The sequence below is a fragment of the Candidatus Nitrosopumilus sp. genome (assembly GCF_040878665.1).
Classification (GTDB): domain Archaea; phylum Thermoproteota; class Nitrososphaeria; order Nitrososphaerales; family Nitrosopumilaceae; genus Nitrosopumilus.
This window is the reverse complement of the sequence record NZ_JBBDLU010000001.1, coordinates 35,064-61,236: the sequence shown is the minus strand read 5'-3', so window position 1 is coordinate 61,236 and position 26,173 is coordinate 35,064. Positions and strand designations below refer to the sequence as shown.

At 32.5% G+C, this 26,173-nt stretch carries 39 protein-coding genes and 2 tRNA genes; 25 read left to right on the top strand and 16 right to left on the bottom strand.

Annotated features, from left to right (window positions below; all coding sequences use genetic code 11):
- Positions 1–194 precede the first annotated feature (194 nt).
- Complete coding sequence (locus WDZ98_RS00415) at positions 195–1,460, top strand: alkaline phosphatase family protein (protein WP_368058864.1); 1,266 nt, start codon at positions 195–197, stop codon at positions 1,458–1,460.
- Here WDZ98_RS00415 and WDZ98_RS00410 read toward each other — a convergent pair.
- The gene (locus WDZ98_RS00410) at positions 1,444–2,004 is read right to left on the bottom strand and encodes a DUF309 domain-containing protein (RefSeq protein ID WP_368058713.1); all 561 of its coding nucleotides are present in this window, start codon (positions 2,002–2,004) and stop codon (positions 1,444–1,446) included. The genes WDZ98_RS00415 and WDZ98_RS00410 overlap by 17 nt on opposite strands.
- Positions 2,005–2,086: 82 nt before the next feature.
- On the opposite strand from WDZ98_RS00410, the gene WDZ98_RS00405 reads away from it, so the two are divergent.
- Together WDZ98_RS00405 and WDZ98_RS00400 are read left to right on the top strand one after the other, a co-directional pair.
- Entirely contained in the window at positions 2,087–2,461 is a 375-nt protein-coding gene (locus tag WDZ98_RS00405) for a hypothetical protein (RefSeq protein WP_368058715.1), read from the top strand.
- Positions 2,461–2,646, top strand: coding sequence for a 30S ribosomal protein S27ae (locus WDZ98_RS00400; RefSeq protein ID WP_368058717.1), 186 nt, complete (start codon positions 2,461–2,463; stop codon positions 2,644–2,646). Before WDZ98_RS00405 ends, WDZ98_RS00400 begins: the two co-directional genes overlap by 1 nt.
- Before the next feature lie 67 nt (positions 2,647–2,713).
- Here WDZ98_RS00400 and WDZ98_RS00395 read toward each other — a convergent pair whose 3' ends face one another.
- From WDZ98_RS00395 to WDZ98_RS00370, 6 genes are all read right to left on the bottom strand, one after another.
- Positions 2,714–3,421, bottom strand: coding sequence for a hypothetical protein (locus tag WDZ98_RS00395; protein ID WP_368058719.1), 708 nt, complete (start codon positions 3,419–3,421; stop codon positions 2,714–2,716).
- A 173-nt stretch (positions 3,422–3,594) separates the two neighbouring features.
- Positions 3,595–4,737 (bottom strand): tRNA pseudouridine(54/55) synthase Pus10, encoded by a 1,143-nt coding sequence (locus WDZ98_RS00390; RefSeq protein ID WP_368058721.1) that lies wholly within the window; start codon positions 4,735–4,737, stop codon positions 3,595–3,597.
- A gap of 25 nt (positions 4,738–4,762) precedes the next feature.
- Positions 4,763–6,088: a signal recognition particle receptor subunit alpha gene (locus tag WDZ98_RS00385; RefSeq protein ID WP_368058723.1), complete on the bottom strand. Its 1,326-nt coding sequence runs from the start codon at positions 6,086–6,088 to the stop codon at positions 4,763–4,765.
- On the bottom strand, positions 6,081–6,770 hold the full coding sequence (locus tag WDZ98_RS00380) for a diphthine--ammonia ligase (RefSeq protein WP_368058725.1): 690 nt from the start codon (positions 6,768–6,770) through the stop codon (positions 6,081–6,083). Before WDZ98_RS00380 ends, WDZ98_RS00385 begins: the two co-directional genes overlap by 8 nt.
- A gap of 117 nt (positions 6,771–6,887) precedes the next feature.
- A complete protein-coding gene (locus WDZ98_RS00375; protein ID WP_368058727.1) occupies positions 6,888–7,298 on the bottom strand; it encodes a translation initiation factor IF-5A in 411 nt (136 codons plus the stop codon).
- A 33-nt stretch (positions 7,299–7,331) separates the two neighbouring features.
- Positions 7,332–7,943 carry a hypothetical protein gene (locus WDZ98_RS00370; protein WP_368058729.1) on the bottom strand — a complete coding sequence of 204 codons (612 nt, stop codon included), beginning with the start codon at positions 7,941–7,943 and terminating at the stop codon, positions 7,332–7,334.
- A gap of 107 nt (positions 7,944–8,050) precedes the next feature.
- Here WDZ98_RS00370 and WDZ98_RS00365 point away from each other — a divergent pair.
- Positions 8,051–8,177 (top strand) — tRNA-Tyr (locus tag WDZ98_RS00365).
- Between the two features lie 97 nt (positions 8,178–8,274).
- Here WDZ98_RS00365 and WDZ98_RS00360 read toward each other — a convergent pair.
- From WDZ98_RS00360 to WDZ98_RS00350, 3 genes are all read right to left on the bottom strand, one after another.
- Entirely contained in the window at positions 8,275–8,466 is a 192-nt protein-coding gene (locus WDZ98_RS00360) for a cold-shock protein (RefSeq protein WP_368058731.1), read from the bottom strand.
- A 60-nt stretch (positions 8,467–8,526) separates the two neighbouring features.
- Positions 8,527–8,838 carry a translation initiation factor eIF-1A gene (locus WDZ98_RS00355; RefSeq protein WP_368058733.1) on the bottom strand — a complete coding sequence of 104 codons (312 nt, stop codon included), beginning with the start codon at positions 8,836–8,838 and terminating at the stop codon, positions 8,527–8,529.
- Between the two features lie 261 nt (positions 8,839–9,099).
- Complete coding sequence (locus tag WDZ98_RS00350; RefSeq protein ID WP_368058735.1) at positions 9,100–9,318, bottom strand: hypothetical protein; 219 nt, start codon at positions 9,316–9,318, stop codon at positions 9,100–9,102.
- A gap of 179 nt (positions 9,319–9,497) precedes the next feature.
- On the opposite strand from WDZ98_RS00350, the gene WDZ98_RS00345 reads away from it, so the two are divergent.
- From WDZ98_RS00345 to WDZ98_RS00335, 3 genes are all read left to right on the top strand, one after another.
- On the top strand, positions 9,498–10,061 hold the full coding sequence (locus WDZ98_RS00345; RefSeq protein WP_368058737.1) for a YkgJ family cysteine cluster protein: 564 nt from the start codon (positions 9,498–9,500) through the stop codon (positions 10,059–10,061).
- A 70-nt stretch (positions 10,062–10,131) separates the two neighbouring features.
- Entirely contained in the window at positions 10,132–10,266 is a 135-nt protein-coding gene (locus tag WDZ98_RS00340; protein ID WP_368058739.1) for an AsnC family transcriptional regulator, read from the top strand.
- A 73-nt stretch (positions 10,267–10,339) separates the two neighbouring features.
- Entirely contained in the window at positions 10,340–10,633 is a 294-nt protein-coding gene (locus tag WDZ98_RS00335; RefSeq protein WP_368058741.1) for a hypothetical protein, read from the top strand.
- Here the strand turns inward: WDZ98_RS00335 and WDZ98_RS00330 are convergent.
- Together WDZ98_RS00330 and WDZ98_RS00325 are read right to left on the bottom strand one after the other, a co-directional pair.
- Positions 10,625–11,374 carry a response regulator gene (locus WDZ98_RS00330; protein ID WP_368058743.1) on the bottom strand — a complete coding sequence of 250 codons (750 nt, stop codon included), beginning with the start codon at positions 11,372–11,374 and terminating at the stop codon, positions 10,625–10,627. The two genes, WDZ98_RS00335 and WDZ98_RS00330, sit on opposite strands and share 9 nt — an antisense overlap.
- Before the next feature lie 48 nt (positions 11,375–11,422).
- Positions 11,423–12,475 (bottom strand): alcohol dehydrogenase, encoded by a 1,053-nt coding sequence (locus WDZ98_RS00325; protein WP_368058745.1) that lies wholly within the window; start codon positions 12,473–12,475, stop codon positions 11,423–11,425.
- A 94-nt stretch (positions 12,476–12,569) separates the two neighbouring features.
- Between WDZ98_RS00325 and WDZ98_RS00320 the strand changes: the two genes are divergently transcribed.
- From WDZ98_RS00320 to WDZ98_RS00270, 11 genes are all read left to right on the top strand, one after another.
- Positions 12,570–13,247, top strand: a complete 678-nt coding sequence (locus WDZ98_RS00320) for a chromosome segregation protein ScpA (RefSeq protein WP_368058747.1) — start codon at positions 12,570–12,572, stop codon at positions 13,245–13,247.
- A 53-nt stretch (positions 13,248–13,300) separates the two neighbouring features.
- Positions 13,301–13,879 (top strand): SMC-Scp complex subunit ScpB, encoded by a 579-nt coding sequence (locus WDZ98_RS00315; protein WP_368058749.1) that lies wholly within the window; start codon positions 13,301–13,303, stop codon positions 13,877–13,879.
- Between the two features lie 66 nt (positions 13,880–13,945).
- Positions 13,946–14,329 carry a 30S ribosomal protein S8e gene (locus WDZ98_RS00310; RefSeq protein WP_368058751.1) on the top strand — a complete coding sequence of 128 codons (384 nt, stop codon included), beginning with the start codon at positions 13,946–13,948 and terminating at the stop codon, positions 14,327–14,329.
- A 1-nt stretch (position 14,330) separates the two neighbouring features.
- Entirely contained in the window at positions 14,331–14,630 is a 300-nt protein-coding gene (locus WDZ98_RS00305) for a signal recognition particle subunit SRP19/SEC65 family protein (RefSeq protein ID WP_368058753.1), read from the top strand.
- Positions 14,631–14,704: 74 nt separating this feature from the next.
- A complete protein-coding gene (locus WDZ98_RS00300) occupies positions 14,705–14,971 on the top strand; it encodes an H/ACA ribonucleoprotein complex subunit GAR1 (RefSeq protein WP_368058755.1) in 267 nt (88 codons plus the stop codon).
- A complete protein-coding gene (locus WDZ98_RS00295) occupies positions 14,971–15,924 on the top strand; it encodes a transcription initiation factor IIB family protein (RefSeq protein WP_368058866.1) in 954 nt (317 codons plus the stop codon). The genes WDZ98_RS00300 and WDZ98_RS00295 overlap by 1 nt, the downstream gene beginning before the upstream one ends.
- Positions 15,925–16,023: 99 nt before the next feature.
- Positions 16,024–16,794 carry a Fe-S cluster assembly ATPase SufC gene (gene sufC, locus WDZ98_RS00290; protein ID WP_368058757.1) on the top strand — a complete coding sequence of 257 codons (771 nt, stop codon included), beginning with the start codon at positions 16,024–16,026 and terminating at the stop codon, positions 16,792–16,794.
- A 34-nt stretch (positions 16,795–16,828) separates the two neighbouring features.
- On the top strand, positions 16,829–17,041 hold the full coding sequence (locus WDZ98_RS00285) for a DUF167 domain-containing protein (RefSeq protein WP_368058759.1): 213 nt from the start codon (positions 16,829–16,831) through the stop codon (positions 17,039–17,041).
- A gap of 45 nt (positions 17,042–17,086) precedes the next feature.
- The gene (locus WDZ98_RS00280) at positions 17,087–17,761 is read left to right on the top strand and encodes a chlorite dismutase family protein (RefSeq protein ID WP_368058761.1); all 675 of its coding nucleotides are present in this window, start codon (positions 17,087–17,089) and stop codon (positions 17,759–17,761) included.
- A 140-nt stretch (positions 17,762–17,901) separates the two neighbouring features.
- Complete coding sequence (locus tag WDZ98_RS00275; RefSeq protein WP_368058763.1) at positions 17,902–18,900, top strand: aldo/keto reductase; 999 nt, start codon at positions 17,902–17,904, stop codon at positions 18,898–18,900.
- Between the two features lie 7 nt (positions 18,901–18,907).
- Positions 18,908–19,246, top strand: a complete 339-nt coding sequence (locus WDZ98_RS00270) for a hypothetical protein (RefSeq protein ID WP_368058765.1) — start codon at positions 18,908–18,910, stop codon at positions 19,244–19,246.
- On the opposite strand, the gene WDZ98_RS00265 is transcribed toward WDZ98_RS00270, so the two are convergent.
- Positions 19,243–20,259, bottom strand: a complete 1,017-nt coding sequence (locus WDZ98_RS00265; RefSeq protein WP_368058868.1) for an Lrp/AsnC family transcriptional regulator — start codon at positions 20,257–20,259, stop codon at positions 19,243–19,245. The two genes, WDZ98_RS00270 and WDZ98_RS00265, sit on opposite strands and share 4 nt — an antisense overlap.
- Positions 20,260–20,361: 102 nt before the next feature.
- Between WDZ98_RS00265 and WDZ98_RS00260 the strand changes: the two genes are divergently transcribed.
- The 4 genes from WDZ98_RS00260 to WDZ98_RS00245 are packed head-to-tail and all read left to right on the top strand — an operon-like array spanning position 20,362 to position 23,596.
- The gene (locus tag WDZ98_RS00260) at positions 20,362–21,015 is read left to right on the top strand and encodes a bifunctional precorrin-2 dehydrogenase/sirohydrochlorin ferrochelatase (protein WP_368058767.1); all 654 of its coding nucleotides are present in this window, start codon (positions 20,362–20,364) and stop codon (positions 21,013–21,015) included.
- Positions 21,012–22,277 carry a glutamyl-tRNA reductase gene (gene hemA / locus WDZ98_RS00255; RefSeq protein ID WP_368058769.1) on the top strand — a complete coding sequence of 422 codons (1,266 nt, stop codon included), beginning with the start codon at positions 21,012–21,014 and terminating at the stop codon, positions 22,275–22,277. The genes WDZ98_RS00260 and hemA overlap by 4 nt, the downstream gene beginning before the upstream one ends.
- A 30-nt stretch (positions 22,278–22,307) precedes the next feature.
- Entirely contained in the window at positions 22,308–23,288 is a 981-nt protein-coding gene (gene hemB, locus WDZ98_RS00250) for a porphobilinogen synthase (protein WP_368058771.1), read from the top strand.
- Positions 23,285–23,596 (top strand): hypothetical protein, encoded by a 312-nt coding sequence (locus tag WDZ98_RS00245; protein WP_368058773.1) that lies wholly within the window; start codon positions 23,285–23,287, stop codon positions 23,594–23,596. Before hemB ends, WDZ98_RS00245 begins: the two co-directional genes overlap by 4 nt.
- On the opposite strand, the gene WDZ98_RS00240 is transcribed toward WDZ98_RS00245, so the two are convergent.
- Entirely contained in the window at positions 23,593–24,213 is a 621-nt protein-coding gene (locus WDZ98_RS00240) for an HD domain-containing protein (RefSeq protein WP_368058775.1), read from the bottom strand. The two genes, WDZ98_RS00245 and WDZ98_RS00240, sit on opposite strands and share 4 nt — an antisense overlap.
- Complete coding sequence (locus WDZ98_RS00235) at positions 24,214–24,834, bottom strand: hypothetical protein (protein WP_368058777.1); 621 nt, start codon at positions 24,832–24,834, stop codon at positions 24,214–24,216.
- Positions 24,835–25,018: 184 nt separating this feature from the next.
- On the opposite strand from WDZ98_RS00235, the gene WDZ98_RS00230 reads away from it, so the two are divergent.
- Positions 25,019–25,141, top strand: coding sequence for a hypothetical protein (locus WDZ98_RS00230; RefSeq protein WP_368058779.1), 123 nt, complete (start codon positions 25,019–25,021; stop codon positions 25,139–25,141).
- Between the two features lie 34 nt (positions 25,142–25,175).
- Here the strand turns inward: WDZ98_RS00230 and WDZ98_RS00225 are convergent.
- Positions 25,176–25,276: transfer RNA gene (locus WDZ98_RS00225), tRNA-Leu, on the bottom strand.
- A gap of 119 nt (positions 25,277–25,395) precedes the next feature.
- Here WDZ98_RS00225 and WDZ98_RS00220 point away from each other — a divergent pair.
- Both WDZ98_RS00220 and WDZ98_RS00215 read left to right on the top strand, forming a co-directional pair.
- Positions 25,396–25,710, top strand: a complete 315-nt coding sequence (locus WDZ98_RS00220; protein ID WP_368058781.1) for a DNA-binding protein — start codon at positions 25,396–25,398, stop codon at positions 25,708–25,710.
- Between the two features lie 168 nt (positions 25,711–25,878).
- Positions 25,879–26,022: a hypothetical protein gene (locus WDZ98_RS00215; protein WP_368058783.1), complete on the top strand. Its 144-nt coding sequence runs from the start codon at positions 25,879–25,881 to the stop codon at positions 26,020–26,022.
- Positions 26,023–26,173 lie beyond the last annotated feature (151 nt).

Below are 26,173 nucleotides of genomic sequence, written 5' to 3'. Positions count from 1 at the left end.
TAAAATTATTTTTAACAAAAAATTTACAAAATTAAGAAAATCTTAAGATCATTAAAAACATATTTTCAAAAATTGAAAATTTTAAAAATAATTTAGATAGCATTTAATTCTGATCGCAGATTTTGTTGCAAGATTTAAAGGAGAGCATCAGATCTGGAGTAACAGGGATTATTTTGAACAATTCTGAGATTCATATGATCTATGTTCTTTTAGATGGAGTAGGAGATCTACCACACCCAGATTTAGACGGGAAGACACCGTTGGAGGCTGCAAATACACCAACATTAGATAAAATTGCTAGTAACGGAGCCATAGGAGAAGTCATTTCAGTTGGAAAAGGAATAGCCCCAGAATCAGATATTGCAGTTTTCAATATGTTAGGATACAAATTCAAACACGCAGATTATGCAGGGAGAGGAGTTATCGAAGCCATAGGAATTGGAATTGATTTTAAAGATGGAGACTTGGCATTAAGAGGAAATTACTCTACACTCAACGATGAAGAAGTAATTGTAGATAGACGTGCAGGTAGGCACATTGAAAAAGATGATGCAAACGGAATTGCTAAAGAGATTGAAGAGAAAATCAAACTATCCATCCCAAATACGTCAGTTGTAGTTGCACCAACAATAGGCCATAGAGTAACAGTCAGAATCAGAACTGAAGGAAGAAAACTATCTTCAAAAATTACCAATACAGATCCAGCATATAGCAACATCGGAGGAATGGGTGTTGCAAAAGCTGTAGGCGACTTTTTAAAAATAGAAAAGTGTCTACCTTTAGAAGATACAGAAGACTCTAAACTTACTGCAAATTTAGTAAACGAATTTTCAGAAAAATCAATAAAAATAATGAAAGAAAGTCAAATTAATAAGAAAAGAAAAGATGAAAAGAAAAAACAACTCAGTTGTATTTTGCTAAGAGATGCTGGAAACAAATATCCAGATGTTATTCCTATTAATGAAAAATACAATATGAATTTTTCATGCATAGTAGACATGCCAGTAGAACTTGGAATTTCAGAGGTTCTTAAAATGAAAGCATTTGAAGCAGGAGGGTTAACAGATTATGAAGAAAAAGCAAAAGTTGCAGCCAAAGCAATGGAAACTCAAAATTCCATTTATGTCCATCTTAAAGGACCAGATGAATTTGGTCATGACGGTGACGCCATAGGTAAAATGAAAAACATTGAAGAAATTGATCAAAGATTTTTCAAGACACTGGTTGAGAATATTGATTCAAACAAAGTTGCAATTATTATTTCTGCAGATCATTCAACTCCTTGTATTAACAAAGGTCATAGTGATGATCCTGTTCCAATTCTAGTATCAGGGGATTTTATAAAAAAAGATGGAACCACAAGAATGACTGAAAAACAAGCAAAGAAAGGCAGCATAGGTTTACTTCAAGGAGCAGAAGTTGTTTCAAAAGCTCTTGAATTAATTAAATCTCAAATCTAGTCAGTTTGTTTGCTTTCTGCATTTCAATTACGTGTTTTCTAATTTTATCAACATCTATTGAATGATACATAGAAGGAGAAGTACCTAATTTCTCCAAAGCCCTACTCAACATTCCAATGCCTATACTTTCTTCATTTTCTTGTTGATGTGCAAATGCAACTGCCACTAAAATAATACCTTGAACAAGTTCTTTTTCTCGTCCATAGCATTGTTTCCATACGCCTTCAAATGCTTCATGACATTCCCAAAATCGTTCATTGTTATAGTAAAAAATACCATCCTCAATTCCTTTGTCTTTAGTGATGTGTTCCTCAACAACATGTCTTACATTATCAACATCGCCAATCAAAGACAATCGTTTAACAAGTGTGTCAAGATCTTCTTTTTCAGCAGCTATGTCAAATTCGATAAATTTAGTTGCAACCCTAGCAAGTCTAACTGAGACATTCATATCAGATACAAGATCTCGGCCCTTACGTGCTAGATCTCTACAATTTTGAGGCAAGTATTTCTCATTTTTAAAATGCAACAAATAACGTTCCACAAGATAAGTCTGAAGGAATTTCTTAAATCTCTTCTGTAATCGCAATCAAGGTTTATATGAAATATCTAGAGATTTTTGATACATGTCCATAATCGAGACACTCACAGACGTAAACAATGACTTCCTATCCAGAAGAGAACTGACATGTAATTTTGCAGGATTAGGGGGTAAACTAAAAAATCTTGAAGCTGTGAATATGATTACAAAAGAATTCAAATTAGATGGTAAAGTTGTAATTCCAATTAGATTGAAAACTCATGTGGGACAATCACACGTTACAGGAGTATTCTATGTTTATGAAGATGAAGTATTAGCTAAAAAACACATCAATCCAACAATTTTCTCAAGACTAGAAAAATCAAAAGCAAAAATTGTAGAAGCAGATGCGGCAACTAAAGAATCTAGTGTAGCTGAAATCCCAGATGAAGAAGTCAAGGAAGAGGAGAAAACAGAATAATGCCCGTAAATAAAAAAGGTAAAAAAGGTTCCAGCCCCAACTTATCATCTTATTACAAAATAGACGGGGACAAAACATCAAGAACTAGAAAAGTGTGTTCTAGATGTGGCAAAGGAACTTTCATGGCACAACATAAAGATAGAAACACCTGTGGAAAATGCGGATTAACAGAATTCAATCAATAAAAATCAGAATAAATTAAAACAATTCATATTAAAAATACAGTGTTAATTTTCAACATCATATACGGATTCAATACAATTGTTTTTTGTGGATCTTACAACTTTTTTCTTCTAATTGTTCAAGTTTTGCAATAAATTGAGGATCCAATTTGATTTTAGAAAGGGATTCTGCAGATAATTTCACAGTATTTGCATCCAAAGAAATATTTGATTTTGGAAGATTTCTATCAGCCCAAAACTTCATGACCTTATCTTCAAGTTTAAAATCGTGAAATCCAGCGGGAAATTTTTTTGTTATGTGATTCAGTAATGTACGATCCTTGAAAACAGCTCGTGGTTCAAACAATCTAGTTTCATCACTATAAACATTTTCAAATAGATTTCCAGAAATTTCATCAGAGAGTAATTCCATCTTTGAAATCTTTCTCATCAAATCTAAAAAATGTAAAAATTCATGGGCTAAAATTGCGTGAATTGTACCTTTAAGTCCATAAGCAATTAAAGGAGCAGAAATTTGAATTACAACTTGAAATTTTTCATCAAACATTACAGGAATCGTTCTTGCAAATAATATACCGAATTCATATGAATTAGGGTGTGGGGACGTAATCACCAGAGAAGGTTCAACATACGCAATAGGATACCGAATTCCAGATGCTTTTTCAATTCTATTGATTCCTGAAATAGTAATTGGAAAACGTTCTATTGTAAGATCATAGACATCATCAGGAATTAGTCCTTTAGAATGAGCATCTTTGAAGCGTATTAGCGGATCCAATATGATTCCTCGATAATTTTGAATGTAAAAAGGTTGATTTGATCAGGAACGGGGTTTTCCGACTTTCTTTTTTTTACGTGTAACCGCTCGTTGATCAGCATGTCTTTGATGTTTACCTTTTTTTCTTATCGGCATACTAATTCTCAATATTTAGCGCTAGTTAATTGTTATCATTATACTTCAATATCATAAAAATCAAATTCTTGACAAACACACGACGTACCAAATATGGTTGAGATGCCGGGGGAAACATCATCGCTTGTGACAAACCTCTTAATTGGCAAACCGCTTTCTGCTTTGAATATCAAAGTAAGCACGTTCTTAGAATTTTTACTGTACTTTATAGTGAAAATTTTCTTTTCAGAACGTTTTCCAGACTTATCATATACCATTACAGAATTCTTTTCCAGTTTTTTTAATTTTTTCAAATTTTTTGAATCTATTTTGGAAGATGTAGTGATTTTTACTTTAACAGTTGAGTAAAATTTGAGAGGAATTTTTGGAGATTTGTGGACAAGTTTAAGATGATTGATTTGTAGCGAATCAAATTTTGCATGAGACAATCTGAGCTTTCTTTTCAAAGGGTTCTGAAGTTTTACAAAAAAAGGTCTTCCACTACCTAAAACAAGACTAGATTTATCCTCGCCACCAACCCATGTAAATTTAGTAGTAGTGCCACCAAATTTTTTAAAAAGAAATTTAGCAATAACACCTTCAACACTTTCAAATTCACACATTCCATGAAAATCACAAGTTCTGCATCCTTTTCCAAGACAGTTATCACATGATTTTTGTTTCTGTGGTAGACCTCTCATTGTTTTAACATATCTGCCAGAAAGAATAATCGCTTTTGAGCGTAATTCACATGATTCATCTTTTAAATTTAATGTGAAAATAAGTTCAGGATCAAGAGGATCAATTACTTTTCGAGTTTTTCTTGCAAAGACTTTTCCCAATTCTTTTGTAATGTCGGTCTTTATGCTATCAATGCCTCTAAGTTTGTAGGTGGATCGTATTGAATCATCCCTATCAATAATAGAAGGTTTGACTATTGCACCCACACTAAATGTATCATACAAATAACTAGATGATGCATCAGTCATTAATTTTAAAAAATGAGTCAAGTTATCAAACAGATTTTTACAAATATAGCATTTTTGTGAAGAACTAAGACTTTTCTTTAGTTTTTTGCCAAGTGTTTTGTTTGATGAGAGACGTAATTGTTTTGAAAATAGTCTACCCAAACAATGATCACACAAATCATATTTTTGGAGAATTTTATGTGCAATAGGAACTATTTGTTGGTAGTTAGACATAGTTGTAAAGAAAATATGTACAGAATTATCCTAATCCCATTTTTCTAAGAGTCCCTTGCATTTGACGACCTTTTGAGGCTTTCATCATGTTTTTAGAATTTTTATAATTTTTGAGTAGTTCTTTGACTTCTCCTTCTGGCCATCCAGATCCTCTAGAAATTCTTTTGATTCTTGATGAATTTAATAAATCAGGATCTGCTTTTTCTTCTTTGGTCATACTCTGAATTATGTATCTCCATTTAGAAACTCGGCCTTCCATTTGATCGACTTGATCATTTTTTACCATGCCAGCAAGTCCAGGCATACTATCAAGAAGCCCTTTCAAAGAACCAACCTTTGTCACTTCTTCTAATTGGTAAAAAAAATCATCCATATTCATTTTTCCACTAGAGATACGTTTCATTCTAACATCATCACCTTCATTTTCTAGTCGTTTTGCTAAATCCAAAATTGCTTGGATGTCACCCATACCAAGCAAACGTCCAACAAAACGAGTAGGGGAGAATTTTTCTAAATCATCTATTCTTTCACCAGTTCCAATGTACATGATTTGTGCACCAGTTGCTGCAGAAGCTGCAAGTGCACCACCGCCTTTTGCAGAACTATCCAGTTTTGTAATTATGACACCTCCAACTGGAATAGTTTTGTGGAAAGCTTCAGCTTGGTTGAAACATTGTTGCCCAATTGTTCCATCAATTACAAGTAAAGCTAAATCAGGATCTGTAACTTTGTTAATTCGGTTCATCTCTTCAAGCAAATCCTTCTCCTCCTTATGGCGACCAGCTGTATCAATTAAAATAACATCTAATGGTTGATTTGCAAAATGCTTTAACCCATTTTTTACAATATCTGGAGAATCTTTGTTGTTTTCTTCACCATATACTTCAACATTTGATTTTTCACACATAGTTCGAAGTTGAACTAATGCTCCAGGTCTATAGGTATCAGCCCCTACAACACCAACTTTGTATCCTTGTCGGGTTAAAAATTTGGCAAGTTTTGATGCAACAGTTGTTTTACCACTACCCTGAATTCCAAGTAAAATGATCTTATTTTGTTTATCAGGTTTGAAATCAAATTCAGATTCATTTCCAAGCAGTTTTGATAGTTCGTCATAAAGAATCTTAATTATGTGATCCTTACGCGAAAGTCCAGGTGGAGGAGTTTCATTAAGAGCACGTTCTTGTAGACGTTTAGTAATTTCAAGGACTAGACGCACATTGACATCAGATTGAATCAATGCTCTTTGAACATCTTTAGATAATTCCTTGATAAGTTCCTCATCAATTCCAGAAGATTTTACAATCTTTTTGATTGCATCACTTAGACTACTCTTAAGACCATCAAGCATTGTAATTCAACTCTGCATCCACTATTTCAAACCTTCCTCTATACCCATCCCAATTTTTTTCAAATTTATTAATTTTAATTGGGTTTGAAAAAAGAGGACAATCAATAACAAATGTTTCAGATTCTCCACCTTCAAAATTTAAGTTGAATCCAAATTTTTCAGATAAATATTTCAAATTATCAAGATCAGATTTAGAAATTACTTTTCCAAGCCATGAATCATCCAATCCATCAGAAGAAACCGTTATCATCATAAAATCAAATTTTGAATTTAGTAAATCATGTAAATATTGTTCTGGGTCAGTATTCCATAGTGGTGTAACTGCAATCAAATCTAATTTAGAGCAAAGAGTGTAAAATTTATCTTTTTGAAAATTACTTTTAATTCCACCATGTACCAATCCTTCAATACCAAATTGATCTTTTGCATTTTGTAACAATGTTTCAAGTGCAAATAATTCTACATCAGTATCATTAGAATCAGCAGAGATTGTTAATTGTGGAATGTGCATAGATTCTGATTGTAATTTTGTCCAACGCATGTTTGGATGATGTAATAAATGGCTTTCATCAGATTGTGGAAAGACACTCAAAAGACAAGTTACTTCATATCCTTGTTTTTGTACTAGATAAATTGCATAAGTACTGTCTTTGCCACCTGAAAAAAGAGAAGCTAATTTCATAATCTAAAAAATATTTAATTCAACAAATTTTTTAAGTGTATTAGAAAAGGACGCTTCAATACTCATAATCGTCATCATAAAGTCAGACGGCTTTTCCGATAATCATCAGCATCCGCACTAGTTTTTAATGCGCATGATTTTAGTTTTATCCATAACAACCCAGTATTCAACATTCTGGCCATTTGCTAACTTACCTTTAACTTCATCATCAATTAAGCTCACATCAATAGTTTCAAATGATTCAGAATCCATTACTTGAATCATATCACCATTAATTGAAATTATTTGGCCAATTTTTTTGTTAATCATTGGAACGTGAATTTGCATGCTAACTGGACCTACATGAGGACGTTTTTGACCATCAAAAATTCCTTCGCCAACAATTCTTGCTTTTGCTGCACCGTGTTTACCTGGTTTTGATGTATCATATTCTACAATTCTACATGGTTCCCCACTAGGTTGATCAGAATGAGGTAACAGAATGTATGAACCAATTTTCAAAGAACCAAGATCAGAAGGTTTACTCATGAAAAACAGTTTTTGGTCGAATATTTAACTTTTCTACTTTAGTTGATCAAGAATTGAAAGACTCATTAAATTAGTCATTGTCAATCCTTTGCGATTCACATCTCGTCTTGTTTGATCACAGTATTTCTTTACACTCTGATGACTCTTTTCACTTGCAACTTCAATAACTACAATGTTTTGAGAGTACGGAAATGTAAATTTTGGAGGGGTTGAACAAAAAGTATCCATGTTTCCTAATCCAGCTATCTCAATTTTATCTCTTTTAAGTAAAATGTTTGCAATTTCCTGTAAATCCTCACCATCATCACCATACTCTAAATAATATATTGAAATGAAATTTGTATTACCATCAACTTCCCGTTGGAACAAATCATCTTGAATATTGAAAACAAAGGATGTCTTTACTTGGTTATTCATTGTAAGATCTTTTGATATTTGCTCACTGTCTCTGAATTTGGCCAAGATGTAATGATTGGTAGAATCAGAAAAATAGGGTTTACTTTCAGTAGAAAATGTTCCTGTAACAAAGAATAGTTTTTCTATATTTTTTGAATGCATCCAAGATTCTTTCAGTTCAACAGAGGTATGATCATGCAAATATGGAGCACAGACATATCCAGAATATACCATTGCAAGTTCAGACAATCAAACTAGAGAATTTTTGTGGCTATTTATGCTTTAGAGATCATGACGATCAGGAATTATAATCATCTACGATAGTTTTTTAATAGTATAGAACTTCGTTTTTTTGTCCCAAGCTAGCTCAGCCTGGTAGAGCTTCCGGCTGTAGTTGTCGGCTTAAGATGGCTGATCGAAAAACAGCATATCAGGCATACAGAAACCGGGCTGTCGAAGGTTCAATTCCTTCGCTTGGGACCACAAATTTTTCATAAAATAAAAATAATTTTAAAAAGAATAAAAAGATAGACTAGTTTAAGAAAACAAAGATGAAATCTTAAATTAAAAAATTTGTTGCCTATGCTGTTTTTTTGACTTGTTGTGCTGCTGGGCCTTTTTGACCTTCGCCGACTACAAACTCGACTTTATCGCCTTCATTGATGAATCCGGTAACATCTGATTTGTGAACAAACAGATCGTCTCCACCTTCTCTTTCGATAAAACCAAAGCCCTTAGTACGGTTAAACCATTTTACGGTACCTTGTTCCATTTGATTTTCAAACAATGTATTCAATATATTAACTAAAGCATTAAAGATGAGCCAACAAAATCAGAAATCTTTTGGAATGTGATTGTTTTCTTTTAGCCATTCTACTTGAGGAAGGGTGAATCTCCAAACAATATCACCATGCTCGGCTTGATTAAAATCCCATGGGGCAATAATTACAATATCATTATCTCGAATCCAAACACGTCTCTTTAGCTTGCCTCTAATTCTACCACGTCGAGTAATATTATCATCACATTTTATCATGACATTTTCTCCACCTAGCATTTTCAAGACACGTCCAAAAAGTTCTCCCTCTTCAGGTAATCGAAGATCTTTAAGTGCACTTTCGTTTTTTACTTGGCGCTTTCCCATGATGCTCATTATCAGCATGAGCATATAACTGGTAGCGTTGCAGGAACTTTTTAGGAAAAAAGTTTAGAATAAGGGTTATTTTTCACGTATAATTCCTACGTCGTGGTTAAATACAAATTTTGTACATTAGATCTATGCTTCAATTAAAAAATACAAAAAATATATTCAAAATAATTCAAAGTAAATGGAACCAATTAGAGGATCCTGTACAAGAATATAGGCAATCAGTAGAATATACAGATTGAAAATAGAGTTTAGAATCTAAGATTCCTTTTTACTCATTTTCTTTTTCCAACTATCATAATCTGAAATGCATTTACTACAAAGGTAAGCTGGATCGCTGAGGAGATTAATGCTAACTTGTAGGTTATCTTTTGATTTACAACTCATACAGAATTTTTCTTTTATTACTTTCTTTTTCTCCATTGGTATGTTGTAATTTTGCCATGAAATATCTGTATCAATTATGAACTTAAGCATGTTGAAATTTAGACCGTGGAATTCAAAAGTCAATTTTCAACCATTTGAAAACATGGTATTCAAATTGTGACTAAGGATTATGTGATGTTTTGTCTAAAGATAATATGGTTTTTCTATAAACAAAATTTTAAAAAATGCTCATTCGCAAGAGATTTTTACCAAACAATCTAAAAAAACATATGAAATTTCAATGCATAGAAGACTGCTCTCAATGCTGTATCGAACGAGAATATTATCCAAGTAAAAAATTTGGCAAAATAGGAGTACTGATACTTCCAGAAGAGAAAGAAAGAATTGAAAAATTAGCAAACATAAACGGATTGAAAATAGAAATTGTACCAAGAATAGGAATTTCAGAAATAAAAAATTCTAGTCCAACAAAAATTTTAGCATATCAATTGATGGGTTCTGAAATTAATGGCAATACATGTCCATTTCTAGATACAGATAGCGGAAATAAATCACCACATGGAGGATTTCCTTGTAAGATTTACAAAGAAAGACCACTAGCATGTATGGCTTATCCATTAATTGAATCAAATCCAATTACACTTGATCAGAAATGTAAATTTTGTAAAGAACATGGAAATGCTGATCAAAATCTGAATTCAGAAGTAGAATCACTTTTAAAAATTAAAGAAAAGATGATACCAAACATGTCAGTTGTTTGGAGATTTGCAACAGGAGTAGGAGATTTGGAAGATAAGAAAATCATAGAATCGGGATGGATTTTAGATGATTAATATTTCCCAGAAATGAGAATTAGCAGCATTACAACCAAAAATTCAAAAAGCACTAGATCTTTGATTAACTATGAGTGAAGATGCATGGTCAAATTTAGACAAAGTTGATCAGAAAATTATTGAGATTCTCAATAACAATGCAAGAACACCATCAAAAGAAATTGCGTCAGTACTAAAAAAAATCAGGTCACGACGTATCAGATAGAACAATTAGAAAAAGAATAGAACGTTTAGAGAAAAGTGGAATCATCAAAGGATACAAAGCAGTATTAACAGATGTGTCAGGCATTAACGAATATCAAGCAGTATTAATGAAATTAAAACCATCAAAATCACTTGAAGCTGTAAAAGATACTATCAAAGATTTCATTATCAAACTAGATAATTATCTACTAGTAGCAAACATGGAAGGAAAATGGAATATGTTAGTAATAGTGCAAGTCAATTCTGAAAAAACAACAACATCACAAAAAATTGTGGAGAAATTCTCCGAGGAATTAATTGATTATAGAATAAATGAAATTGACATTAAAGACGTAAACATTCTGAACATGTCTTTACTATTATTGTAATAAAGAATATTCAGATTCGGCTACAGCAATTGCTTTTTTCAGTTCATCAAGCGTGAAAGGTTTTTGGATAAAAGCAGAAACCCCAGTACTGATTGTGTTGTTAACGCGAGAGGTTGTTTTTTCATCAGCAGTAATAACTACAATTTGTAAATCGATTTTGTCTTGTAATAGTTTTGTAGCTACTACATCACCTTCAAGATCAGGTAATCCCATATCAAGAAGCACCACAGGTTCTTTATTTTCAGAAAATAGTTTTTTGCATCCTTTTACACCGTCTTTTCCATTTTCAAAAATATAAATTTCAGAGTAGCCTAATTTTTCAACATAATTTTTTAATTTCATAGCAATTGCTTTGCTATCATCAATAATTACAATAGGCCTAGTGATTTCAATTGAAGTTTGAATGATAGTTTTAGCTTTTTGATATGCATTTTTTGCTTTATCAAATTCACCTAAACTCAAAAGACATTTGGATGCACAAAGTAGTGCACCTTTAACGTTGTTTGAATTTTTTGCATTAGAATATTTTAAAAATAATTCGCTGGCTTCCCGAATTTCATTATGAGATTCTTTTCCTTGTCTAGTTTTGCATTCGCCTGCCAACATATACAGCAAAGCAGATTTTAGAAGTTCAGATTTTTTTATAGATTCAGCTTGATTTAAAAACAAATTATGTGCAGTGATGAATTGTTTATTTTTTAGATGGGTTAATGCAACTTCGCAACTTGTTTTCGTATCCATTATTAACACTCAATTTTTTTTAGTTATAAAATTTTAGAATAACCAAGATTATGGATTTATCACTGCACGGCCAAGAATTTTTCGTGCTTTAAGATCTTCTAAAGCAGCATTAGCATCATCGAGAGAATATCGTCTAGAAATTACAGGGTTGATTGTGCCTTGTCTAGCAAGATCAAGTAATTCAACCATATCAGCATAATTTCCAGTGTATGCACCTTGAATTATAATGGATTTGAGAGGAATTGTAACAAGGGACAATTCAATAGAACCTCCAAATAATCCAACTAGAACTAAGTTTCCTCGTTTTCGTAAAATGGCAAGATCTAATTTTACAGTAGGAGGGGCATTTACAAAATCTACAACGCTATCTGCGCCTTTGTTGTTACAAATAGCCATTATTTTTTGAGATGTTTCAGGATCTTTGGAGTTAACAGTATAATCAGCTCCCATCTCTTTTGCGGTTTGTAATTTTTGATCATCTAAATCAACACAGATAATTTTAGCATTAGTGATTGCCTTTGCAAGTTGAACGCCCATCAAACCTAGACCACCTGCCCCAACAATTACGATAAACTCTGGAGAGTTTTGATTTGATTTTTTGATTGCATTGTATGCAGTTAATCCAGAACAAGCAAGAGAAGTTGCAGCATCAGGATTTACGCCATCAAGTTTAGCCAAATATTTAGAATTTGGAATTAATGTATAATCAGAATACCCACCATCTTGAAAAACACCCATAGATTTTGGAGTATCGCATAAATTTTCATTTCCTACATTACATGCAGGACAATTACCACAGCCAATCCATGGGAATACTAATACTTCATCGCCTATAGAAACTCCAGAGACATCATTTCCAATGGATTCAACAGTACCAACAATTTCATGACCAGGAATTACAGGATATTTTACTCCTCTATCAGTTACTTTCATGAATTGGCCATCACCAAGATCATAACCGCCTTCCCACAAGTGTAAATCACTGTGACACACACCTACAGATTTTACTTTGACTAGAACTTGAATGCCCTGAGGTGTAGGGGTTTCAGATTCAGATACTACAAGAGGCTCATTAGGACCGGTAATCCGAGCGGATTTCATGATTAATTTTCTTGCATTAACAATATAAGAGTTGACTGGAAATGAGAAAAAAGTAGAGCCATTAGATATTATTGAATAGGTAAAAAATTATCATATGAGTGAATCTCAAACTCCTAACAGTATTTCTCAGGAACCAATTAACATTCTATTTAATCCATCAACAGTTGTCAAAAAAGACGTGTGGGATATTGATCTCATTCATATTTTGAATTTATTAATAAAAATACTTGAAAAAACAGGTAAGAAAGATCTCAAAGTAGCAGGGATGGCTGCACTATCATCATCATTAATCTACAGAATGAAAGTCGAAAGTATTTTTGCATTACAAAGAGCAGCTATGGAGAAAAAACCCATGCATCAACGATCTGATGTAGACATTGAATTAATTGACATTCCGTATAGACATGAATCAACATATCCTGTTTCATTAGATGATTTACTAGGTTTGCTTCAAAATCTCATTGGGACAATTGCAAATCCTCAATCAAGACGAAATAAAAGATTAGAGATAGAACCAATCGAAGCCCCAGATTTTCAAGAGTTTTTCATCTCACTTGAAAGCATTATTGGAAAATATGAAGACTTGATAATGAAAAAAATTGCAAGTGCAGGATTTGGGATACTACAAGAAATAATTGCAGACCTTGATCAAGTTGATTCGATTAGGTGTTTCTTTGCAGCTTTATTTTTAGCACGAGATCAAAGAGTAGATCTTGAACAGATTGAAGATGACATCAAAATAACCATGATAAAAGAAGAGTTAACAAATTGATCAAAAATGAGGAAAAGATTTCTTTAACTAGAATTTAGAGGAAAAATACGCAATTGACAAAAATTGATAATACAGACGAGGCAACTGCAAGAATTGAAGCCGCATTGTATTCAGCAGGCAGGCCACTCAAAATTGAAGACATTATAAGAGCCTCAGGCACAGAATCAAGAACAAAAACATCAGAGTTACTTGAGAGCATTATGAAAAAGACAAAGTCAGCATTCAAAGCATTAGAGATAGTGATTTTACCAGATGGCTCATATGTAATGCAATTAAAACCAGAGTATAGCTCTACAGTTAAAAGATATGCATCAAAACCTGTACTGCCAAATGCAACTCTAAAGACATTATCATACATAGCTTACATGCAGCCAATATCATCAAAACAACTTGTAGAGACAAGAGGTTCTGGAGTGTATGGGCATCTAAAAGAATTACGACAATTAGATTACATCAGTCATCAAAATGTTGGAAGATTAAAAATTTTTACAACGACTGAAAAATTCCAAAAATATTTTGGCATACAAGGAGATGTAGAAGATCTGAAACAAAGATTATTCTCCAAAGTAAGAAAAACAGCTAGTGCAAGACAAACCACCCCAACTCCTCAAATTGCCACAGAAGTAAATTGAGAGAGATTTTAACTCACGGCTAATTTTTTGCGTTTTGTATAAATTAGAGTAATTCAACATCAATTCGTGAGAAAATCAGTAGAGAATTTAGCAACCAGCAAAATAACTGGCGGGAGAAGAATTCCACTTAGAACTAGAAGAAAGTATGAATTAGATAGATATCCAAATGAACCTATCAACGGAGCTCAACTAACTATAACAAGAAGAGTACGTGGAAATAATAATAAAACAGCTTTGAAATCAATTGATTTTGTTAACTTATCAACAGGAGATGCAAAAGTAAAGAAAACAAAAATTATCAAAGTATTAGATAATACTACAAACAACGATTACAAAAGACGAGGTATAATTACAAAAGGAGCAATTCTTGAAACTCAAGAAGGCAAATGTAAAGTTGTTTCAAAACCAGGACAAAACGGAATAGTTAACGCAATTTTACTAAAGGAATAAAATGAAAGATTACGAGCATGTCGTAATCTGGTTGGATTATTTCAACAAGAATTTAAAAAAATCAAAAGGAAGAAGAGTAGGATTAGAGAAATGTGTATTTGATCCTTCATTAAAAGAATTAATGGATGCAACAAAGGATTCGGGATTTGAAATCACAGAGTCAAATGAAAAAGCAAGGTTTCCAAAAAGACCATTTGTCAGGTCAGGATATGTTATTGTACCAAAAGGATCCTCCAAGACAAAAATTCTTAACAAAATTTCTGAAAAATTAGTTACAAGAAGATCAAAGCAATCAAAATAAAATGAAATCTAGCTCTTAGCTAAAGTAAAATTGACAGAAGTCTATGATAAGAGAACAATAATTATAATGTCTAATTGCAGGAGGTAGGCGAAATAATGCACCTAGCCGGTAGTGGCAGAGTAATCATTCAACTATCAAAAGAATTAGTTGAAGGACAAATACTCTGTGACGAAACAGGAACTAGAGTTGCAAAAATAAATGAACTGATAGGTCCAGTAAATAGGCCATATGCATCAGCAACGCCATTAACAAATAACATCAAAAAATACATTGGCAAAAATGTTTTCGTATCAGAACCTTCACCTGCAAATAAACCAAAAAAATTTAGGAGAAAAAAATGATGAACATACTAGAAAAACAAAACTGTCCTGAATGTAAGTCTACACTAGTAGATGACATGCAGAATGGTGAAATAATCTGTTCTGGTTGCGGCGTAGTAGTCGATGATCAGATTGCAGATTTTGGTCCAGAAACAATAAGTTCAAGTTTTGAAGACAAGATGAAGCTCGCAAGAGCAACAGGACAAACAACATATTCCCAACACGATTTGGGAATAACCACGGAGATTTCAATCAGTGCAAAAGACTTTAGCGGAAAAACAATCAATCATGAAGTTGCAAGTCAAATGCACAATCTCAGAAAGTGGCAACAAAGAGTACGAGTTTCCTCACCAAAAGAAAGAAGACTTGCAAATGTATTATCAAAATTAGGTGAAACATGTGAAGGTCTTAATCTTTCAAAGAATGTGTTGGAAACTGCTTCTATGATATATAGAAATCTAGACGGACATATTGAAGTAAAAGGAAAGTCAGTAGTCAGCATCACCACAGCTACAATTTACATGGCTTGCAAACAATGTGATGTCATAAGATCATTAGAAGAAATTTGTCGAGGAATTTGTCCAGTAAAAGATGTCAAGTCAAAAACAAAACTTGCAGCAAGGTACTATAGAACCATGGTAATGGAAATGGGACAAATGCACGCCCCAGTTGTAACCATGAACAAATACATCTCAAAGATAGCAAACATGACACATACAGAGGTTAGAGTTGAAAGACTAGCCTTAGAGATTGCAGAGAAAACCAAAGATAGCAGCATTGCAGATGGAAAGGCTCCAAATGGAATTGCAGCAGCATATCTTTATGTAGCATCTGTACTACTTGGACAAAGCGTCCTACAAAGAGACGTTTCAAGTATTGCAGGAGTCACAGAGGTCACTATCAGAAACAGATGTAAAGAGATTCTAACGTGCCATAAACTCAAAATTACTTTGAGACCATCTCTGGCCAATTAATTTACCCTTCCCCCCTCTTTTCATTTTATTATTAATAATTACGATTAGGATTAGCTAAATTTCGCCGGTATTATATAGAGAAACCAAACAAAATGTAACATGGCAGTATTAGAAATCAAAGATCTTCATGTATCAAGAGAAGGTAAAGAGATTCTCAAAGGAGTTAATTTGAAAACAGGTCCAGGAGAAGTACACGCCATAATGGGACCAAATGGTTCAGGAAAAAGCACATTAGCTTACACATTACTTGCACATCCAAAATATGAAGTCACACAAGGAGATATTTTGTTAGATGGTGAGAGCATTTTAGATTTATCAGCAGACGAGAGAGCAAAAAAAGGATTATTCTTAGGATTTCAATATCCAACTGAAGTTTCAGGAGTAGGATTCTCTCACTTTCTAAGAACTGCATACAATTCTCTAAGCAAAGCCCTTCAAGGAGACGATAGAGAAGTATTCATCACAGTTAGAGAATTTCAAAAATATCTTAAAGAAAATTTGGAAAAAGTTGGATTAAGAGAAGAATTCCTTTCAAGATATCTTAATGAAGGATTTTCAGGTGGAGAAAAGAAACGTGCCGAAGTATTACAGATGGCAGTATTAAAACCAAAGATTTCAATTTTAGATGAACCAGATTCAGGATTAGACATAGATGCAGTTCAAGCAGTTGCACAGGCAATCAGTAAAGTTTCAGGTAAAGATTCAACTGTAATTATAATTACACACTATTCCAGAATTTTAAAATTCTTAGATAAATTAGATTTTGTACACGTATTTGCAAGAGGCCAAGTGTTAAAAACAGGCGATGCATCACTTGCAGACAAACTAGAAGCAGAAGGCTATGAATGGGCTTTAGAACAATCAGCATAAACAAATTTTAGCACAACATATTTTTAAAATAATATTGATTTACAAAGTTCAGGTAGAATTTTCTAAAAAATTTCTAGAAATAGCAGAAGATCAAATCTATATCGGAATAAAATCAAAACCTGTCAACGGAGAAGCAAATAAAGAAATTATTAAAGAAATTGCAAAATATTTCAAAGTATCAACTGCATCAGTTCACATAAAGACAGGTCATAGATCATCAAAAAAAATCATAGAGATATCAGATTAGAAAATAGGGTTTTTGTTTAAATAGGGTTTCAAAAATAAAAAGAACATGTCTGAAGATAACAATCAATATTATTTTAATTTCTCATTTTTCAAAGTTGATCCTAAATGGAGATGGATGGCTGATCTTGCAAAAGAAGAATCGGCAAAAGAAGTGGAAAATGTGATCAACAATTCAGGAATAATGTTTAGAGCATATTCAAATCTAGGATTAAGAGATGATGCAGATTTTTTGTTTTGGTTTGCAGCAAGATCGGTAGAGGAAATCCAAACGGTAATTGAAAAAGTATACAAAACAGTCTTTGGAAAATACATCATTCCATCTAGAACATACTTGTCATGTACACGACCGTCAATTTATGTTCAAGAACAAAAAGCTCATGGATTTGTCACAGGAAATGAACCAAAGAAACATGTAATTGTATATCCATTCACAAAGACAAGAGAGTGGTATTTACTACCAAAAGAAAAACGCCAGGAAATAATGGATGAGCATATAGAAATAAGTAAAAAATACCCACAAGTAATTCTCAACACAACATACTCTTTTGGAATACATGATGAAGACTTTATGCTAGCATTTGAAGTAGACAATATTAGAGATTTCCAAGATCTGATCATGGATTTGAGAGAAACTCAAGTATCATCATATGTCAAAAATGATATTCCAATGATTGTGTGTGTGAAAAAAGATATTGTACCACTGATTTCCAGTTTAGGGTAAATTAGAAAAACAATACTATTCATCTCAGAATCTAAATCTCACAGATGCAAATCTTGGATAAACATAAATGGTTAAATTGTGACTAAAAAAACAGTTTTGAAATACATAAAGATAAACTCAAAATAAAAGGAGATTAAAAATTGAATTATAACAAACTAGGAAAAACAGACATCAAAGTATCGGAATTGGGGTTCGGAGCATGGTCAATTGCACTTGATTGGTGGGGCAAAAAAATAGAAGAAGATGAAGCAAAAAGAATGCTCAAAAAGGCATATGATTTAGGAATCAACTTTTTTGAAACAGGAGACATGTATGGAAAAGGTAAAAGTGAAAAACTAATCGGAGAAGTGTTCAAAGACATGAGAGATGAGGTGGTAATATCTACAAAATATGGTTATGATTTTTCAGAAGTAGAGCAAATTGGACATAGTGAACTTCCACAAAAATTTGACGAAATATTTACTAGAAGAGCATTGAAAGACAGTTTAGAAAGATTACAAACAGATCATCTTGACATGTACGGACTACACAACCCAAAATTAAGACATATCAGAGATGATTCAATTTTCAATGTATTGGATAGTTTTATTGCAGATGAGTCAATCAAAACTTATCAAGTTGCACTAGGTCCTGCAATTGGATGGACACAAGAAGGTCTAGAAGCAATGGATAGACCAAACGTTAGTGCAGTTCAGACAGTCTACAACATCATAGAACAAACTCCAGGAAATGAGCTAATGCGAAAGGCAGAAGAAAAAAATGTCGGAATTTTAGTCAGAGTTCCAGAAGCATCTGGAATTTTAACTGGAAAAGTTAATGCAGACACAAAAATCGACGAGAAAGATCATAGATCAGTAAGAAAAGGAGAATGGATTAAAGCATCATTGGAAAAAGTGGAACAGATTAGACCAATAGCAGAAAGAAACGGATTGACAATCACAGAATTATCCATGAAATTTATCATGTCAAAGAAAGGATTTGCATCAGTATTTCCTACCATAATAAGTGAAGAGGAAATTGTAAATTATGTTGAAATGACAAAAGGCCAATACATTTCAGTATCAGATATGAAAGAGATTGAAGAATTGTATAACACATGGCCCTCTTATGAATTAAAAGCAACACCTCAAGCAAATTAATTTGTAAATGCACACTCCAATTGATTCAGAAAAAACCATTGAGATTATTGAAAGAATGAAACTTGCCAAGATTGGCAGATATAAAAAATGGGAAACAATGATTAAAAAAATTAAAAAAAATCAGATATTGAACCCTGAAGAATTGGAATACTATTCAAACTTGACTAGAATTTATAAAAATTCAAGCATTACAAGTAGAAGCAAGATATACCATACCAAATTATCAGAATTAGATGAAAAACCACCATGTAGTGCGTGTGGAAAAGATTCTACGTTTTATTGCAACATGAATGATCAGTATTTTTGTATAATTCATGTCGCAGGACACGATGAAAACGAACTCTAAGAAACAGTGGAAGGCTCTTCTAAATTAAATGAATGCTCTACAAAATATTCAACACGTGTTTTCTTAAATTCACGAGAACTGAAAAGAATTTTGTATTCATCAACATGGATCTGATCTTGAATGGTTTTTGCCATGTCATTGGCTTCATCATGAGTTTTACAATGAATCATAGAAAACACATTGTAAGGCCAATCAGCATAAGTTGGTCTCTCATAACAATGACTTACTTGAGGAAAAGACCCCAAGACTTCTCCAACTTTAGAAATTCTATCTTCAGGCACTTTCCAAACTATCATTCCATTTGCAGTAAATCCAACTTGTCTATGTCTTAGTATGGCTGCAAATCTTCTCATCACACCAATGTCTTCATAATATTTCATTTTGGTAAATAATTCATTTTCAGACATGCCAAGATTATTTGCAGATTTTACAAAAGGTTCATCAATAATTTCCATATCTTTTTGTAATTCACGTATGAAATTTTTGTCTTCTTCTGTAGGATCAAATTTAATATTTTTAATTTCCTTTTTCAATTCTGTTGGTGCTACATCATGTTTTTTATCATCAACCATGTCTAGTTTAACACCAATCTTAAAAAGTTGAAGAGTTGGAAGCATTCGTACTTTTTTGATGCCTTTTAAAACATTAAATTTTTCAAGTTCATCTTTCAAGTCAGAACCGGGTGGAACTGCCAAAGTAAACCAAAGATTGAATTGATGATCACGTTCATAGTTATGACTCACACCAGGGTGTCGATTAATTTGGTTAGCAACAGATTCTAATTGATCCGATTCAATTTCCATTGCAACAAGAGAGCTAGTATATCCAAGTTTTCTTGTATCAAAGATTGCACTTAGTTGTCGTAAAACCCCAATTTCTTTGAGTTTTTTTAATCGTTCTTTGATATCCTCAGGAGTGGTGTCAAATTTTTTAGCAATTGCATCAAAAGGCCTAGTTACTAGTGGAAAGGTCCATTGAATTTCGTTTAAAAGTTCTTTATCAGAATCATCTATAGTAGGCAATAAATCAATATTAAGCCATTCAATTAAAAATGTAGCTGGTATTTTAGATGTTGATTTTCAATACATAAATAGAAATTGAAATTCCTTTGATCGATGATAGTTGATCTTAATCTTCATGGTAAAAAAATAATCGTCATAGGCGGAGGAAAGGAAGCACAAAAGAGGATCAACTCGTTGTTAAAACAAGATTGCAATATAACAGTAATCAGTGATGCCGTGAATACGCAAATTAACAAATGGGGTAAATTAAAAAAAATTAAATTAAAAAAACAAAAAATCAAAAATACAAAATTTATTTCAGAATTCAAACCAAATATCATCATCACAACAACAGATGATGACAAAATAAATCAGAAAATAATCAATGATGCAAAAAAGAAAAACATCATTGTATATAGTTCAGACAATCCTGAAGATAGCGATTTTTCAAATCCTGCAATAATAGATTTTGAAAATATGGTTCAGATCGCAATTTTTACAGGAGGTAAAAGTCCAGCAATGTCAAAGAAGATCAAAGAGAAATCAGAAAAAATATTCAAGAACATAATCACAAAAGAAGATATCGCTCAAATCAGAATCCAAAAAAGGGCAAGAAATATAGCTAAAGAGATCATACCTTTTCAGAAGGATAGAAAAGAGTGTCTTCGTAGTATCATGACTGATAATGACATTGATCAGTTAATAAAAGACGGTCAGATAAAAAAAGCTGAAAAGCGAGCAATCACAATATTGAGGAATTGGAAATGAATCAAAATATAATCAACGCACGTGTTACTTTTCGTAATTCTCCAATTCATATTCTTGAAAAATTCACAATAAAAGACATAAAAAATGCATATGAACAATTCAAAAATCATTCAGGATTAGATGAATGTGTAATTATTCAAACATGTAACAGAATAGAATTATTTGGAAAGTCAAAAGTGTATGATCTAGATAAAATCAAAAAAACTTGGGCATCGATTACTGGACTTGAGGAAGATGCTTTTGATGAAAATATGGAATTTGTAGAAAACCAAGAAGCGTTTCATCATTTGTTGAAACTAACATCAGGACTAGATTCCATGGTATTAGGAGAAGAACAAATTTTAGGACAAATAAAAAATTCCATTACTTCAGCTAGAGAAGTAAAGGCATCAGGTCAACATCTTAACACATTATTTGATAAGGCGATTAGAGTTGGGACTAGAATTAGAAATTCCAGTGGGATCGGTGCCGGAGGAATTTCAGTAGGTTCTATGGCAGTCAAACTTGCAGAGGAGAACATTGATGAATTAAAAACAAAAAAAGTATTACTAATAGGGACAGGTGAAGTTTCAACACTAATTGCAAAATCATTACAACGACGCGGATATGCTTTTGATGTCACAAGTAGAACGCTAGGAAGATCAGAAACATTTTGTGAAACAATGGGCGGAAATCCGATTAAATTTGAACAAGTTCTTTCAGGATTTGATAATTATGATGTTTTGTTTGTAGCAACAACTGCACCGTATTTTCTTGTAACAAATGAAAGAATAGCAAAAGCAATGAAAAACAAAAGCAACGGCATGATGATTCTAGATTTATCAAATCCTAGAACAGTAGATGAAAAAGTGGCAACCATAGGAGGAGTCAAATTGATGAATCTTGATCAAATTGCAGAAATGGTTGAAAAAAACATGAATGCACGATTAAACAAGGTAAAAACAATTGAAAGTATAATTAATGAAGAAGTATCAATATTAGAAGCCTCGATGAAAAGATTAGATGCAGAACCATTAGTAACAGACGTATTCAAAAACATAGATAATCTAAGAGAAAAAGAATTACAAAAAGCACTTCAAATGCTAGATGAAAGAGACGAGAAAAAGATCAAAATTATTGAAGAATTAACAAAAGCAGTTGTAGAAAGCATCGTATCAATTCCAATGAACAATATCAGAAAAGCATCAGAGCAAGACCAACCAGAGATAATAGAGATAGCCAGCAAGTTATTTGACTATAAAAAACAAAATCAGACAGACTAGGATTATATTTTACCAAAAGAGAGTTTCTACATGTCATTTCCAATTAGACGTTTGCGCAGATTACGAACATCCAGTAAGATGAGAGAACTAGTTCAACAAACTACACTTTCTTCAAAAGATTTCATTTGCCCAGTATTCGTTCAAGAAGATTTGAAGAATAAAGTCAAAGTAGAATCAATGTCAGAAATTGAACGATTGCCATTAAGCGATATAAACGATGAAATAGAGACTATTACTAATTTAGGAATTCCAGCAATCATGCTTTTTGGAATTCCATCGCAAAAAGATGAGGCAGGAAGTTCCGCGTTTGATGATAATGGAATTGTACAAAAAGCAATCACACAGATCAGAGAAAACTTTGGAGATAAAATAGTAATCATGGCAGATGTTTGTTTATGTCAATTTACATCCACAGGACACTGTGGAATTATTAAAGGAAATAAAATCGACAATGATACCAGTCTAAAAACCCTAGCAAATATTGCGGTCAGTCAAGCTAAAGCTGGAGTGGATACAGTATCCCCATCTGCAATGATGGACGGTCAAGTTGCAGCAATACGAAATGCACTTGATGACAAAGGATTCACAGACGTTTCGATAATGTCACATTCAGCTAAACATCGCTCAAATTTTTACTCACCATTTAGAAATGCTGCAGAATGTGCACCAAAATTTGGGGATAGAAAAACATACCAGGTCCCATACACAAATGCCAGAGAGGCAATGATGGAAGTTGAAACTGACATCAATGAAGGAGTAGATATTGTAATGATAAAACCAGCATTGGCCTATTTGGACTTAATCGCAGAAACAAGAAGGAAATTCAATATTCCAGTATCAGCATACAGTGTTTCTGGAGAATATGCATTGGTAAAAGCTGCCTCGCAATTAGGATATGTAAATGAAAAAGATATCACCGAAGAAATTCTATATTCAATTAAAAGAGCAGGAGCAGATATGATAGTTACATATTTTGCAAAATCAGCTTCAAAATTTCTTCAAGAATCATGAGAAACGACGAACGTTTTGAAATTCAAAGAGCATTTGATTTGTTACCACATGTTGTAGGTGCAAGTTGGACTGCAGTGTGGTTTAGAATGAAAGGAATCAAAAAACCCACGCGTGAAGAATTTCGAGAAAAAACCATCGAATATTTACGACTAGTAGAACCAGTTTTTGATTCTTATCCAAAAGATGAGGAATTTGCTGAAATTTGCAAATACATAGAATTTAGAAAAAATGAAGAATATACCAAAATAAAATCAGGCAAGAACAAAGAAATTGAAACTAGATATGATAGATACGTAGATTATGGCTAAAGTTCCTGTTTTAGTTGATTCAGAAAATCCCTTAACACTTTAGTTCTCTTTTTTGCCTCTATTTTTCCAGATGGAGTATTCATGAGAGACTCTAATTTCAATAATTTTTGGAAAAAATGATCAAGGGTCCAAATTTTATCATCAGGGATTCGTGTTTTACAAAAAGGATCATTAAAATTGTAAAAAGGTCTTTTGAGAGAACCACCAGTTGCAAAAACCCTGGCAATTCCAATTGCACCTAAAGCATCTAATCTATCGGCATCTTGAAGAATTTTTCCTTCAAGTGTTACTGGAATCTTATTTTGTGAAAAACTATGATCTTTTATAGCATCACAAATAATTGTAATTTCGTCATCTGTATAATCATATTTTTTTAGAATTTGTTTTGATTTTTTTGCACTTTCAATAGATGAGAATTTTGAACGTTTATCAGATTTAGGATAAGACACGATATCATGTAATAATACAGCACTTAAAATCAATTTTTCATTTGCTTTTTCTTTTTTACATATTTTTTGAGCATTCTTGTATACTCTCATGACATGTTCAAAATCATGTGCAGAGTCATTATTCATAATTTTTATGATTTCATTTTTTAATGAATCAAGTACTTTCATTTATAATCTCCATATTTTTGGTTTTACAAATTTTATTTTTCTCTGAGTAATTAACACTGTCCAATTTATAGATGCAAAAATAATTATCACACCAATACCAATACCGTCAATTAGTAAAATTCCAGTTAATCGGTCTTCAAAAATTTCTAAAAATGGAGTCAATACAGCATTACCAAAATAAATCATTATAACATAAGAAATAGTTCTACCAAACCAAAATCCCACATAGATTCCAATACTTTTTGCACGCATTAATCCATAAGCAATAAACAACATGTTACTTGGAAGAGGAGTAGCACCAAACAGAAAAGACGCTATAATGTAACCATATTTTTTTCGATTAAGATAATCTCCAATAATATCAAGATTAGATTTTTGTTCATCTCCAATAAATTTTCTAAACAGACTGCTTATCTTCTTGAGAGTAAATCTACCAATGGTTGCACCGGTTGCACCAACCATTGCAAGCACCACTACATTCAAGCTGGGATCAAGAAGATGAAAGGATGTTAAGATTATCCAACTTGGAGGCATTAAAATCGGTGATGCGTTTACTCCAATTAATACAAGAAAAATTCCAAAATATGAAAATTCTCCAAAAATTTCAAAAATATCTAACATCTTTCAAAGATTAGAACACCTTTTTTATTTCTAAACCCTTGGATTTACATTCAGTCATGAAATAATTCCATTATGATCTAAAAAATTATAAAAATTTCATGTTTTTTTCAAGAATGATCATGTATTGTAATAAATTGGATCAATGATGCAATATCTTTATAAGCAATTTATGCATAATTAAACTATGTCTGATAAGATTTGGAAGTGTTTTAGATGCAATTTGTCTTTCAAAGATGAGAATTTAGCTGAAATGCACAAACAAATTTCAAGACATTCTATAACCAAAGTTAAAGCAATTGTTGCGTAATTTTACAAGCATCATATTTTTAATTAAAATTTAATGCAGAGGGTGGGATTTGAACCCACGAACTCCTGAGAGAAGGGATTTCCTATTTTGAGGATCTTGAGTCCCTCTCGGTTGACCGGGCTTCGATACCTCTGCATTGAGATTTGGTATTGACCGATATTTCTCAATTACTATTATGGCAAATGAAAAAACAGATCTAGTATTTTTGAAATTTGTTAACAAAGCTTATAATCGTGCTAATTGGACCCAAAATTATGGTAGAGTTTATACCAATTTCACAAGCAAAAAAAATGCGAAGTGGGGTTAATGTTAACGCCGAAGTTAAAAGCAAAGGAGAGCCAAGAACTGTAAATCTCAAAAATGGAGGAACTGTGGATGTCTGCGATGCAATCATATCTAACGGTGAAACTGAAGAGGATCAAATGAAACTCACATTGTGGGGCGACGACATCAAAGCAGTAAATGTTGGCGATACAGTAGTCATTACAAATGGATATACTAACGAGTTCAAAGGAGAAGTATCCCTAACCAAAGGTAAGTTTGGTCAGATGGAAATAAATCCTCAATAACCAAACAGAACCTAAACTTTTTTGTTTTCCTTAAATGATTTTATAAATAGATAAAATGAATTTTACATATTTACCAACTAAAAAATTAAAACACTTGATAAAAATAACATAAAGGATTATCAAAAAATCAATTAAAAATAAATTAAAAGATTAAGAGAAACTAAAGAGATGCTGAAAACAGAAACAGAGATTGAAAAATATAGAAAACAAATAGAAGAAATACTAGTAAAATCAGAGTCAATGAATGCCATGAAATACTATCAAGGTGTATTGCGATGTCTAGAATGGATAACCACAGACAAAGACGTCTAAAATTATCAGTATACTCGTTTAGAATACTGGGAATAATTTGAGATTTTAGGAATTATCGTCTAGATTTCTTTTTTGCTGGTTTTCTTTTAGCTGCAGTCTTTTTTGCTGGTTTTCTTTTAGCTGCAGTCTTTTTTGCTGGTTTTCTTTTAGC